Raw genomic sequence first — 13,448 nt, forward strand, 5'->3', positions numbered from 1 at the left:
GGTCAGCGCCGCCATGGTGCCGGCCGCGCCACCCCACTGCAGCGGCAGTTCGCCGGCCACGCGCTCCAGCCGGACGCCGGCCTGGGCCACGCCGGAGAGCCAGTTGGCGGCCTTGAGCCCGAACGTCGACGGCAGCGAATGCTGGGTCAGGGTGCGGGCCACCGTGACGGTGGCGCGGTGTTCGTCCGCCATCCGCCCCAGGGCCGCGGCGGCGGACTTGAGGTCGGTGACGATCCCGGCCAGCGCGCGGCGGGCCATCAGCATCAGGGCGCTGTCCAGGATGTCCTGGCTGGTGGCGCCCCGGTGGATCGCCGGGACGGCGGCCGGGTCGTGCTTCTTGATCTCCGCCCGCAGGTCGGCCAGCAGCGGGATGACCGGGTTGCCGCCGCCCTGGGCCCGCTCGGCCAGCCCCGCGGCGTCGTAGAGGTCGGCGCGCGAGGCCCGCTCGACCGCCGGGACCGCGTCCGCGGCCACCCGGCCGGCGTCGGCCAGCACGCGGGTCCATTCGAGCTCCACGTCGAGCATGGCCTGGATGAATTGGTAGTCGCTGGTTAAACGGGACGCTGCTGTCCCGGCCGAGGCCGGAGACAGCAGCCCGAAATCAGCGTGGTCCGCTGGATTCATACCGGCCTAAATCCCCGGGTAGGTCAGGAAGACGGTCTCGCCGTCACCCTGCAGCCGGATGTCGAAGCGAAGGTCGCCGTTCGGTTCGCGCTCCGCGATCAGCGTGTTCCGCCGCTCTTCCGGCAGCGAGGACAGCAGCGGGTCGTTCGCCAGCGCCTCGGTGTCCTCCGGCAGGTAGATCCGGGTGAACAGCCGGTTCAGCAGGCCGCGGGCAAAAACCACCAGGGAGATGAACGGGGCCTTGCCCGGCTCGGTGGCACCCGGGTTGACCGTGGTGAAGGTGTAGTGGCCCACGTTGTCCACGGCCACGCGGCCGAAGCCGGTGAAGGTGTGGTTGTCGCGGACCAGGGAACCGGTTTCGCGGGAGATCTTGCCGTGCTCGTCGGCCTGCCAGATCTCCAGCAAGGAGTCGGGGATCACGGTGCCGTTGCCGTCGTAGACCACGCCGTGCAGCCGGATGGCCCCGGCGTGCGCGCGGTGGACCAACTGGCTGTCCTTCTCGTAGGGCAGCGCGAAGCCGTAGAACGGGCCGATGGTCTGGCCCGGGGTGGGCACCAGTTTGGTGGTGGACTCGCTCATCAGTGCTCCTCGCCTTCTTCCATCCATGTGCGGTTGCTGCCGGAAAGGACGATGTCCCAGCGGTAGCCGGTGTTCCACTCGTGGCTGGTGACCGAGTGGTCGTAGGTGGCGACCAGGCGCTCGCGGGCCGCCGGGTCGGTGATCGACTGGTAAATCGGATCCAGCGGGAACAGCGGGTCGCCCGGGAAGTACATCTGGGTGATCATGCGCTGGGTGAAGTCCGTGCCGAACAGCGAGAAGTGGATGTGTGCCGGGCGCCAGGCGTTGTGGTGGTTCTTCCACGGGTAGGGTGCCGGCTTGATGGTGGTGAACTTGTACTCGCCGTTGGGCCCGGTGATGCACCGGCCCACGCCGGTGAAGTTCGGGTCGATCGGGGCCGGGTGCTGGTCGCGCTTGTGCACGTAGCGGCCGGCGGCGTTGGCCTGCCAGACCTCCACCAGCTGGTTGCGCACCGGGCGGCCGTCGCCGTCCAGGACACGGCCCTGCACGATGATCCGCTCGCCGATCGGCTCGCCGTTGTGCTGGATGGTCAGGTCCGACTCCAGGAGGTGCACGTCACGTTCGCCAAAGGCCGGGCTCCACAGCTCGATGGTTTCCGGGTCCGCGTGGTGCAGGTCCTTGGTGGGGTGGCGCAGCAGCGAGGAGCGGTAGGGCGCAAAGTCGATGCGCGGCTGCGTCTCTTCGGCGCCGCCGGCCTCCACGCTCTTGCGGTACGCCTCGTGGCTGTCGGCGATTTCCCGGCTGATCTTTTCCTGCGAATCCGCGGTGGCGGCAGGGTCCAGCAGGTGGCTGTCGTCAAACGTCTCGTCCTCGAAAGCCTCGTCCGGAGCTTTTGCGTCGCTCATCGGGACTCCTTTCCGTTGTGGCTGTGGATGGTTCGGGGTCTGCGCGCCCGGCGCGGTGCGGGCGGAGTGGTTACTTGTGCGGCCAGCCGGTGTAGGACTCGGCCAAATACTGCTGCCCGAAGCGGGAACCGGTCACGGTGGCCAGTTCGCCGAGGGCACGCTTGGTCTCGAAGGGCGAGGCATCCGTGCGGGTGTGCAGCATGCTGGTCATCCAGTAGGAGAAGTTCTGCGCCTTCCAGACCCGCTGCAGGGCCAGGTCGGAGTAGCCCTCCAGCAGGGCGTCGCTGCCGGTGGAGTAGAACGAGTCGATGGCCTCGAAGAGCACCTTGACGTCCGCGAAGGCCAGGTTCAGGCCCTTGGCGCCGGTGGGCGGCACCGTGTGCCCGGCGTCGCCGGCCAGGAACATGCGCCCGTGGGACAGCGGTTCCCGCACGAAGGAGCGGAAGGCCAGCACGGTCTTGTCGAAGATCGGTCCCTGCTTCAGCTGGAAGCCGTCCGGCCCGTCGACCCGTTTCTGCAGTTCCGCCCAGATGCGGTCGTCGCTCCAGTCGTCCACGTTCTCGGCCGGATCACACTGGAAGTACATGCGCTGGACGGTCTCGCTGCGCTGGGAGATCAGCGCGAAGCCGTGCGGCGAGTTCGCGTAGATCAGTTCCGGGGCGCTCTTCGGGGCCTCGGTCAGGATGCCGAACCAGGCGAACGGATACTCGATCTTGTAGTCCTGCTCCCCCTTCACCGCGCGGCGGCAGAAGCTGCGGGAGCCGTCGGCACCCACCAGGATGTCGCAGTGCACCTCGAAGGCGGCGCCGTCCTTGTCCGTGAACCTGAACTTGGGCGTGGTGGTCTCCAGGTCCAGCACCTCGGTGACCTCGGCCTCGTAGCGCACGTCGCCGCCGTCGCGCCTGCGGGCAGCTGCCAGGTCCAAAAAGACCTCGTTCTGCGCGTACAGGGTCACGGTGGCGTCCACGAGGTCCTTGAAGTCCAGCGGATGCGATTCTCCGTTGAAGCGCAGGTCGATGCCGGCGTGCTCGTCGCCCTCGGTCAGCACGCGGCCGTCGACGCCGGTGTCGGTGAGCATCTTGACTGAGCCTGCCTCCAGGATGCCGGCCCGGTGGGTGTTGTGGATGGTGTCGTGGTCACGGGATTCCACCACGAGGTTGTCGATGTCGTGCCGGGCCAGCAGGTGGCTGAGCATCAGGCCGGCCGGTCCCCCGCCGACGATTCCAACCTTGGTTTTGATGATCTGCGGTTGCGCCATGGGTAAGTCTCCTGGGTCAAAGAGGAAGCCGTCTCTTCACCAGTGTGAGCCCGGCGACACGCATTCCGCCCCGGCGTTCTCATTGAATGAGAATTACGACGGCGCTGGCTGCCGCCGCCGTCACAGCGCCACGCCCATGGCCCGGGAGATCCCGCGCGCCGCCGTCATCAGCGCCGGGACCACGGCGTGGAAGTTCTCGAAGCCCAGCGGCACCACCACGCCGAGGGCCGCCAGCGGCCGGCCGGCCGGGCCGAGCACGGGGACGGCGATGCCGGTGGTGTCCACGTCGATCCGCCCGTCGAACGCCGCGTAGCCCCGCTTGCGGATGTCGGCCAGGTGCCGGCGCAGGTCGAAGGACACCGGGTCGGCCGACGCCACGGCCTCCGGATGCCGGGTCAGGTAGGACTCCTGGACGTGGTTGGGCGAATAGGCCAGCAGCACCATGCCCATCGAGGTCCGGTGCACCGGCATGCGGCCGGCTATCTGGGCCTGGTTCACCACGGAGCCGCGGCTGGAGAGCCGCTCGATCACCAGGACTTCGTCCTCGCGCAGCACCGCCAGCTGGGTGTGCTGGCGCACCACGGACTGGATGTCCTCCATGAACGGCATGGCGGCCTGCCGCAGGTCCACGGCCGGCGAGCTCCGGTTGGCCAGCTCCCACAGCCGGAGCCCGAGCCGGATCTCACCGGGGCCCTCCTTCGTCAGCAGCCCGTGGCGGGACAACGCCTCCACCAGCCGGTAGGTCGTTGCCAGCGGCACCTCCGCCCGGCGGGAGAGCGTGGCGACGGTCATCGCCGGCTTGTCCGGCTCGAACGCAGACAGGATGCGCACCAGCCGGTCCAGCATCGAGTCACCGGACGGGGAATTGGCCATGTTCCCAGAATCTCACGTGCGCCGCGGCCGCCAGGCCCATTAAACGCGGAAACCGCCCCCCGCTGCCCCGGTATCGGGGAGCAGGAGGCGGTTCCGTGCTTGCGGTTAGCGGTAGTCGCTGCCCAGGTCGTAGTCATCCAGCGGGATGGCGTGGAACTCGGGCGTCAGCGAACCGTCGGCGCCGGCGTAGTCGAAGTCGCCGAAGGCGCTCGGGCCGGTAAACAGGTTGGCCTTCGCTTCCTCCGTCGGCTCCACCGACACCTGGGTGTACCGGTCCAGGCCGGTGCCGGCCGGGATCAGCTTACCGATGATGACGTTCTCCTTCAGGCCCAGCAGCGGGTCGGACTTGCCCTCCATGGCCGCCTGCGTCAGGACGCGGGTGGTCTCTTGGAAGGACGCGGCCGACAGCCACGACTCGGTGGCGAGCGAGGCCTTGGTGATGCCCATCAGCTCGTCACGGCCGTTGGCCGGCTGCTTGCCCTCGGAGACGGCCTTGCGGTTCTCCGCCTGGAAGCGGCTCCGCTCGGCCAGCTCGCCCGGCAGCAGGTCGGTCTCGCCGGACTCGATCACGGTGATGCGGCGCAGCATCTGGCGGACGATGACTTCCACGTGCTTGTCGTGGATGCCGACGCCCTGGCTGCGGTACACGGTCTGGACCTCGTCCACCAGGAACTTCTGCGCCTGGCGCGGGCCGAGGATGCGCAGCACCTGCTTCGGGTCCTTGGCACCGGTGACCAGCTGCTGGCCGACGTCCACGTGCTGGCCGTCTTCGACCAGCAGGCGTGCACGGCGCAGCACCGGGTAGGCGATCTCTTCCGAGCCGTCATCGGGGGTGACGATGACGCGCATCTGGCGTTCGCCGTCCTCGATGGACACGCGTCCGGCCACTTCGGCCATCGGCGCGACACCCTTGGGGGTACGGGCTTCGAAGAGCTCCTGGATACGGGGCAGACCCTGGGTGATGTCTTCCGCGGAGGCCACGCCACCGGTGTGGAAGGTACGCATGGTCAGCTGGGTACCGGGCTCGCCGATCGACTGTGCGGCGATGATGCCGACGGCCTCGCCGATGTCCACGGTCTTGCCGGTGGCCAGCGAGCGGCCGTAGCAGAGCGCGCAGGTACCGACGGCGGACTCACAGGTGAGCACCGAGCGCACCTTGATCTCGGTGATGCCGGCGTCGATCAGTTCCTGGATCAGCACATCGCCGACGTCGGATCCGGCCGGCGCCACCACGGTGCCCTCGGAGTTCACCACGTCGGTGGCCAGCGTGCGGGCGTAAGCGGAGTTCTCCACTTCCTCGGCCCGGCGCAGTTCACCGTTGTGGTCGGCTTCGGCGATGACCGTGGTCAGGCCGCGCTCGGTGCCGCAGTCCATCTCGCGCACGATCACGTCCTGCGAAACGTCCACCAGGCGGCGGGTCAGGTAACCCGAGTTGGCGGTACGCAGCGCGGTATCGGCCAGGCCCTTGCGGGCACCGTGCGTGGCGATGAAGTACTCCAGCACCGACAGGCCCTCACGGTAGGAGGACTTGATCGGGCGCGGGATGATCTCGCCCTTCGGGTTGGCCACCAGACCACGGATACCGGCGATCTGGCGGACCTGCAGCCAGTTGCCGCGGGCTCCGGAGGACACCATGCGGTTGATGGTGTTCTCCTTGGTCAGGTTCTTCCGCATCGCGTCGGCAACCTCATTGGTCGCCTTGTTCCAGATGTCGATCAGTTCCTGGCGCCGCTCGTCGTCGGCGATCAGGCCCTTGTTGTACTGGGACTCGACGCGGGCGGCCTGGGTCTCGTAGCCCTCCATGATGGCGGCCTTTTCGGCCGGGGCCGCGATGTCGGAGATCGCCACGGTCACGCCGGAACGGGTCGCCCAGTAGAACCCGGCGTCCTTGAGGTTGTCCAGCGTCGCCGCGGTGACGACCTTCGGGTAGCGCTCGGCCAGATCGTTCACGATCGCCGAGAGCTGGCCCTTGTCCGCCACGCGCGCCACCCAGGGGTAGTCATCGGGCAGCGTGTCGTTGAAGATGACCTGGCCGAGCGAGGTTTCGATCAGCGCTTCCTGGCCCTCTTCCCAGCCCTCCGGTGCCGGCTGGTCCGCGCTGGGCACGAAGCCGGGCACGCGGATCTTGACGACGGAGTTCAGGTGCAGTTCCCCGGCGTCGTGGGCCATGATGGCCTCCGCCGGGCTGGAGAAGACACGGCCTTCGCCGGTTCCGCCTTCGCGCTTGGTGGTCAGGTGGTGCAGGCCGATGATCATGTCCTGGGAGGGCAGGGTCACCGGACGGCCGTCCGACGGCTTCAGGATGTTGTTCGAGGAGAGCATCAGGATGCGCGCCTCGGCCTGGGCCTCGGGGCTCAGCGGCAGGTGCACGGCCATCTGGTCGCCGTCGAAGTCGGCGTTGAACGCGGCGCACACCAGCGGGTGCAGCTGCAGCGCCTTGCCTTCGACCAGCTGCGGCTCGAACGCCTGGATGCCCAGCCGGTGCAGGGTAGGTGCACGGTTGAGCAGCACCGGGTGTTCGGTGATGATCTCTTCGAGCACGTCCCAGACCTGCGGGCGGAAGCGCTCCACCATCCGCTTGGCGCTCTTGATGTTCTGCGCGTGGTTCAGGTCCACCAGCCGCTTCATGACGAACGGCTTGAACAGCTCCAGCGCCATCTGCTTGGGCAGGCCGCACTGGTGCAGCTTCAGCTGCGGGCCGACCACGATCACGGAACGGCCGGAGTAGTCAACGCGCTTGCCCAGCAGGTTCTGCCGGAAGCGGCCCTGCTTGCCCTTGAGCATGTCGGACAGCGACTTCAGCGGACGGTTGCCCGGTCCGGTGACCGGACGGCCGCGGCGGCCGTTGTCGAACAGCGAGTCCACGGCTTCCTGCAGCATCCGCTTTTCGTTGTTGACGATGATTTCCGGCGCGCCCAGGTCCAGCAGGCGCTTCAGGCGGTTGTTGCGGTTGATCACGCGGCGGTACAGGTCGTTCAGGTCGGAGGTCGCAAAGCGGCCGCCGTCCAGCTGCACCATCGGGCGAAGCTCCGGTGGGATCACCGGAACGGCGTCCAGCACCATGCCCAGCGGCGAGTTGGTGGTGGTCAGGAAAGCGTTGACCACCTTCAACCGCTTCAGGGCGCGGGTCTTGCGCTGGCCCTTGCCGTTCTTGATGATGTCGCGCAGGGACTCGGCCTCGGCAGCCATGTCGAAGTTCTCAAGACGGTTCTTGATGGCTTCGGCACCCATGGCGCCTTCGAAGTAGAGGCCGTAGCGGTCGCGCAGCTCGCGGTAGAGCCCCTCGTCGCCCTCGAGGTCAGCGACCTTGAGGTTCTTGAAGCGGTCCCAGACCATGTCGAGGCGCTCGATCTCGGCGTCGGCGCGCTTGCGCACATTGGCCATCTGGCGGTCGGCGGAGTCGCGGGCCTTCTTCTTCTCGGCGGCCTTGGCGCCCTCGCCCTCCAGGCGGGTCAGCTCGTCCTCGAGGTCCTTGGCGATCGCCGCGATGTCGGAGTCGCGGGTGTCGGCCAGCTGCTTCTTCTCCAGGTCGTGCTCGGCCTGCAGGTTGGGCAGTTCCTCGTGGCGGCGCTCCTCGTCCACGCTGGTGATCATGTAGGCGGCGAAGTAGATGACCTTCTCCAGGTCCTTCGGCGCCAGGTCGAGCAGGTAGCCCAGGCGGGAGGGGACACCCTTGAAGTACCAGATGTGGGTGACCGGGGCGGCCAGCTCGATGTGGCCCATCCGCTCGCGGCGGACCTTGGCACGGGTGACCTCGACGCCGCAGCGCTCACAGATGATGCCCTTGAAGCGCACGCGCTTGTACTTGCCGCAGTAGCACTCCCAGTCGCGGGAAGGTCCGAAGATCTTCTCGCAGAAGAGGCCGTCCTTCTCGGGCTTCAGGGTGCGGTAGTTGATGGTTTCCGGCTTCTTGACCTCGCCGTAGCTCCAGTCGCGGATGTCGTCCGCGGTGGCAAGGCCGATGCGCATGAGGCCGAAGGAGGATTCGCTGGACATATGGTCCCTGTTCTCTCTGGTTCTCTAAATCTGAAAGTCTGTCGGGTTACGGAAAGAGGGGCGCCGTGCGCGGGCCGGCCGCGGTGCTCCAAGGCACCGGCGGCCGGCCGGCGCGGCTAGACCTCTTCGACGGAACTCGGCTCGGCCCGGGAAAGGTCGATGCCCAGTTCTTCCGCGGCCCGGAAGACTTCTTCATCCGAGTCACGCATTTCGATCGCGGTGCCGTCGGTGGAGAGTACTTCCACGTTCAGGCAGAGCGACTGCATTTCCTTGATCAACACCTTGAAGGATTCGGGAACACCCGGCTCCGGGATGTTCTCGCCCTTGACGATTGCCTCGTAGACCTTGACGCGGCCGTGGATGTCGTCGGACTTGATGGTGAGCAGTTCCTGCAGGGTGTACGCGGCGCCGTAGGCCTCCAGGGCCCACACTTCCATTTCGCCGAAGCGCTGGCCGCCGAACTGCGCCTTACCGCCCAGCGGCTGCTGGGTGATCATCGAGTACGGGCCGGTGGAACGCGCGTGGATCTTGTCGTCCACGAGGTGGTGCAGCTTCAGGATGTACATGTAGCCCACGGACACCGGATCCGGGAACGGCTGGCCGGAGCGGCCGTCGAACAGACGGGCCTTGCCGGAAGCGCCGATCAGGCGCTCACCGTCGCGGGTCGGGTTGGTGGCATCCAGCAGCCCGGTGATCTCGAACTCGCTGGCACCGTCGAACACCGGCGTGGCCACCGTCGTCGGACCCGACTGGCGGGGCAGGTTCGGCAGGTCCTTGGCCCAGTCCGGGTTGCCCTCGATGTTCCAGCCCTGCTTCGCGGCCCAGCCGAGGTGGATTTCCAGCACCTGGCCCACGTTCATGCGGCCGGGAACACCCAGCGGGTTCAGCACGACGTCGACCGGGGTGCCGTCTTCCAGGAACGGCATGTCCTCGACCGGCAGGATCTTGGAGATGACGCCCTTGTTGCCGTGGCGTCCGGCGAGCTTGTCGCCGTCCGTGATCTTGCGCTTCTGCGCCACGTACACGCGCACCAGCTGGTTCACGCCCGGGGGCAGCTCGTCGTCGTTGTCGCGGTCGAAGATCCGGACGCCGATCACGGTGCCGGACTCGCCGTGCGGAACCTTCAGGGAGGTGTCGCGCACTTCGCGGGACTTCTCGCCGAAGATCGCACGCAGCAGGCGCTCTTCCGGGGTCAGCTCGGTCTCGCCCTTGGGGGTCACGCGGCCGACGAGGATGTCGCCGGCGTCGACCTCGGCGCCGATGTGGATGATGCCGCGCTCGTCCAGCTGGGAGAGCACTTCCTCCGACACGTTCGGAATGTCGCGGGTGATTTCCTCGGCACCGAGCTTGGTGTCGCGGGCATCAACCTCATGCTCCTCGATGTGGATGGAGGTCAGCACGTCGTCGGAGACCACGCGCTGCGACAGGATGATCGCGTCCTCGAAGTTGTGGCCCTCCCAGGACATGAACGCCACGAGCAGGTTCTTGCCCAGCGCCAGTTCGCCCTGGTCGGTGGACGGCCCGTCGGCGATGATGCTGCCGGTTTCCAGCCGCTGGCCCTCGGAGACGAGGACGCGCTGGTTGTACGCGTTGCCCTGGTTGGAGCGGGCGAACTTCATGATCGGGTACCGGGTCTCGGTGCCGTCGTCGTTCAGGGCGGTGACCAGGTCCGCGGAGACCTCGGTGACCACGCCCGGCTTGGCGGCAACCACGGAGTCGCCGGCGTCGACAGCCGCGTAGCGCTCCATGCCGGTGCCGACCAGCGGGGCTTCCGAACGCAGCAGCGGCACGGCCTGGCGCTGCATGTTCGCGCCCATCAGCGCGCGGTTGGCGTCGTCGTGCTCCAGGAACGGGATCAGGGCGGTCGCCACCGACACCATCTGGCGCGGGGAGACGTCCATGTAGTCGACCTCGTTGGCCGGCACGAGCACCGGCTCGCCGCCGCCGCCGCGCTCCCGGCTGAGGACCAGGTCCTCTTCGAAGTGCAGGTCCTCGGTGAGCGGGGCGTTCGCCTGGGCGATCACGCACTCGATCTCGTCGTCGGCCGTGAGGTAGTCGACCTGGTCGGTGACCTGGCCGTCGATGACCTTGCGGTAGGGGGTCTCGATGAAACCGAACGCGTTGATCCGCCCGTAGGAGGCCAGCGAGCCGATCAGGCCGATGTTCGGGCCTTCAGGGGTCTCGATCGGGCACATGCGGCCGTAGTGCGAGGGGTGCACGTCACGGACTTCCATGCCGGCGCGGTCGCGGGACAGGCCGCCCGGGCCCAGCGCGGACAGGCGGCGCTTGTGCGTCAGGCCGGCCAGCGGGTTGTTCTGGTCCATGAACTGGGACAGCTGCGATGTGCCGAAGAATTCCTTGATCGCCGCCACCACGGGGCGGATGTTGATCAGGGTCTGCGGCGTGATCGCCTCGACGTCCTGGGTGGTCATGCGTTCGCGGACCACGCGCTCCATGCGGGAGAGGCCCGTGCGGACCTGGTTCTCGATCAGCTCGCCGACCGCGCGGATGCGGCGGTTGCCGAAGTGGTCGATGTCGTCGATCTCGACGCGGATGTCGTGGTCGGCGCCGTCGCGCTTGCCCGGGATGGTGGTCTCGCCGGCGTGCAGGGCGACCAGGAACTTGATCATGGCGACGATGTCGTCATTGTTCAGGACCGAGGCGTCCGGATCCGTCAGCGGCTTGTCGATGCCCAGCTTGCGGTTGATCTTGTAGCGGCCGACCTTGGCCAGATCGTAGCGCTTGGGGTTGAAGTACAGGTTGTCCAGCAGGGACTGGGCAGCCTCGACTGTCGGCGGCTCGCCCGGACGCAGCTTGCGGTAGATGTCCAGGAGGGCTTCTTCCTGGGTCTGCGTGGCGTCCTTCTCCAGCGTGGCGCGGATGGAGTCGTACTCGCCGAAGGTCTCCAGGATCTGGCCCTCGGTCCAGCCCAGGGCCTTGAGCAGCACGGTCACGGACTGCTTGCGCTTGCGGTCGAGGCGGACGCCGACCTGGTCGCGCTTGTCGATTTCCAGCTCGAACCAGGCGCCGCGGGACGGGATGATCTTCGCGGTGAAGATGTCCTTGTCGCTGGTCTTGTCGGCGGTCTTCTCGAAGTAGGCGCCCGGCGAGCGGACCAACTGGGAGACGACGACGCGCTCGGTGCCGTTGATGACGAAGGTGCCCTTGTCGGTCATCAGCGGGAAGTCGCCCATGAACACGGTCTGCTGCTTGATCTCGCCCGTGTTGTTGTTCATGAACTCGGCCTTGACGTACAGCGGCGCGGAGAACGTGGCGTCGCGGTCCTTGCACTCGGCCATGGTGTACTTCGGATCGGCGAACTCCGGCTCCGAGAAGCTCAGGGACATGGTGCCCTGGAAGTCTTCGATCGGGGAGATCTCTTCGAAGATGTCGGCGAGGCCGGAGGTGCCGGCCACACCCTGGCGGCCTTCTTCTTGGGCCTTGGCTACGCGCGCCTTCCAGCGTTCGTTGCCGACCAGCCAGTCGAAGCTGTCGGTCTGAAGGGCGAGCAGATTGGGAACGTCAAGAGGTTCGTGAATCTTGGCGAATGAGAGCCGCCGGGTTGCTCCGTCGTTCGACGAGGCGTCCAGCAGGCTGTTAGCGGTATCGGTATTAGAGGTGCTCGAGGCGACCAAGAGGGATCCTTCCACAGACCTTCAGGCTTGTCCTGCGCTTCCGCACCGCCGGCACCCCGAATGGGGTCCGGACATCACCTGGATCCGCTATATGATCCTTGCCCGCCGCACGATCTGCAGTTAAACACAGATAGGGCGTGGCGAAGCCCACCGCTATATGAAGGCCAAAGGTTTTGAGGGAAGACGCAAATACTTAGTGTACGGCACCGCGTCGCGGCTTGTCCAACATGCCGGGCAGGCACCAGCCACCGCTCCCCCGCCATCGGGATACGAGCGGCCTGCGGTGCGAAACGCGGTGCGAAAGGGGCGTCTTCGCGGTTGTCTTCCCCGGGACAACGCCACCAGCATATACCGCCCGGCCGGCAATTTCCGGCCCGCGCTTCAGGCGAGTTGCCCAAACCCGGGTAATCTGTGAAGCAGATCATACCGACGGCAGCAGCCCGGTGGCCCCCTGCTTGCGCAGGCCACCGGGCGCGGAAAAGAGGCACGAAGACCATGGCCGAGAACAACAGCAGCCGCGACGACGTCGTCATCCTGAACGGCGCACGCACGCCCACGGGACGACTGAACGGCCAGCTCGCATCCTTCACCGCCGTCCAGCTCGGCGGCAAGGCCATCGCCGCGGCGCTGGAACGCTCCGGCGTCGCCCCCGAACAGGTGGACGCGGTCATCATGGGGCACGTCATCCAGGCCGGCGCCGGCCAGAACCCCGCCCGGCAGGCGGCCATCGCCGCCGGACTGGGCTGGAACGTGCCGACCGTGACGATCAACAAGGTCTGCCTCTCCGGGCTGGCCGCCGTCACCGACGCCGCCCGGCTGATCCGCTGCGGCGAGGCGCAAGTGGTGGTGGCCGGCGGGCAGGAGTCGATGACCAACGGCCCGCACCTGCTGCCCGGTTCCCGCCAGGGCTGGACCTACGGCAGCCTGACCGCCCTCGATGCCACCGCCCACGACGGCCTCACCGACGCCTTCGACCACGAGTCGATGGGCGTCTCCACCGAGCGCCGGAACGCCGAGCTGGGCATTCCCCGCGAAGCGCAGGACGAAGTGGCCGCCGCCTCCCACCAGCGCGCCGCCGCCGCCGCCAAGAACGGGGTCTTCGACGACGAGATCGTCCCGGTCGCGGTGCCGCAGCGCAAGGGCGAGGACCTGGTGGTCGACAGCGACGAGGGTGTCCGCCCGCAGACCAGCGTGGAAAGCCTGGCCCCGCTGCGCCCGGCATTTGCCAAGGACGGCACCATCACCGCCGGCAACTCCTCCCCGCTGTCCGACGGCGCGGCCGCCGTCGTGGTCGCGACCCGCGGCTTTGCCGAGGACAACGGCCTGGATTGGCTCGCCGTCGTCGGCCGTCCGGGGCAGGTGGCCGGACCGGACACCTCGTTGCAGTCGCAGCCGTCCAACGCGATCACCCAGGCGCTCAAGCGTGCGGGCTGGACCGCGGCCGACCTGGACTTCATCGAGATCAACGAAGCCTTCGGCGCCGTGGCGGTGCAGTCGCTGCAGGACCTGGACTACCCGCTGGAGAAGTGCAACATCCACGGCGGGGCCATCGCCTTGGGCCATCCGATCGGCGCCTCCGGCACCCGGCTGGCGCTGACCGCCGCCTTGGAACTGCGCCGGCGCGGCACCGGCAAGGCC

General features: G+C 67.7%; 8 protein-coding genes. 1 reads left to right on the forward strand and 7 read right to left on the reverse strand.

The features are described from left to right. The 7 genes from AC5RV2_RS08355 to rpoB all read right to left on the reverse strand — a co-directional run. Positions 1 to 624 (reverse strand): lyase family protein (locus tag AC5RV2_RS08355; protein ID WP_494091978.1); only part of this gene is annotated, 624 nt, incomplete at its 3' end. Positions 625 to 630: 6 nt separating this feature from the next. Next, positions 631 to 1,203, reverse strand: coding sequence for a protocatechuate 3,4-dioxygenase subunit alpha (gene pcaG, locus AC5RV2_RS08360; RefSeq protein WP_494091979.1), 573 nt, complete (start codon positions 1,201 to 1,203; stop codon positions 631 to 633). Continuing rightward, positions 1,203 to 2,048 carry a protocatechuate 3,4-dioxygenase subunit beta gene (pcaH, locus tag AC5RV2_RS08365; protein WP_494091980.1) on the reverse strand — a complete coding sequence of 282 codons (846 nt, stop codon included), beginning with the start codon at positions 2,046 to 2,048 and terminating at the stop codon, positions 1,203 to 1,205. Before pcaH ends, pcaG begins: the two co-directional genes overlap by 1 nt. Before the next feature lie 70 nt (positions 2,049 to 2,118). Then, the gene (locus AC5RV2_RS08370; RefSeq protein WP_494012732.1) at positions 2,119 to 3,306 is read right to left on the reverse strand and encodes a 4-hydroxybenzoate 3-monooxygenase; all 1,188 of its coding nucleotides are present in this window, start codon (positions 3,304 to 3,306) and stop codon (positions 2,119 to 2,121) included. Between the two features lie 120 nt (positions 3,307 to 3,426). Further along, positions 3,427 to 4,179, reverse strand: a complete 753-nt coding sequence (locus AC5RV2_RS08375) for an IclR family transcriptional regulator (protein WP_494091981.1) — start codon at positions 4,177 to 4,179, stop codon at positions 3,427 to 3,429. Between the two features lie 105 nt (positions 4,180 to 4,284). Continuing rightward, entirely contained in the window at positions 4,285 to 8,175 is a 3,891-nt protein-coding gene (locus AC5RV2_RS08380) for a DNA-directed RNA polymerase subunit beta' (protein ID WP_494067536.1), read from the reverse strand. A 116-nt stretch (positions 8,176 to 8,291) separates the two neighbouring features. Beyond that, positions 8,292 to 11,810, reverse strand: coding sequence for a DNA-directed RNA polymerase subunit beta (rpoB, locus tag AC5RV2_RS08385; protein ID WP_494091982.1), 3,519 nt, complete (start codon positions 11,808 to 11,810; stop codon positions 8,292 to 8,294). A gap of 495 nt (positions 11,811 to 12,305) precedes the next feature. On the opposite strand from rpoB, the gene AC5RV2_RS08390 reads away from it, so the two are divergent. Further along, positions 12,306 to 13,448, forward strand: a 1,143-nt coding sequence (locus tag AC5RV2_RS08390; RefSeq protein WP_494091983.1) for an acetyl-CoA C-acetyltransferase, incomplete at its 3' end; no start/stop codon positions are given.

The organism is Arthrobacter sp. Y3225116, assembly GCF_059091245.1.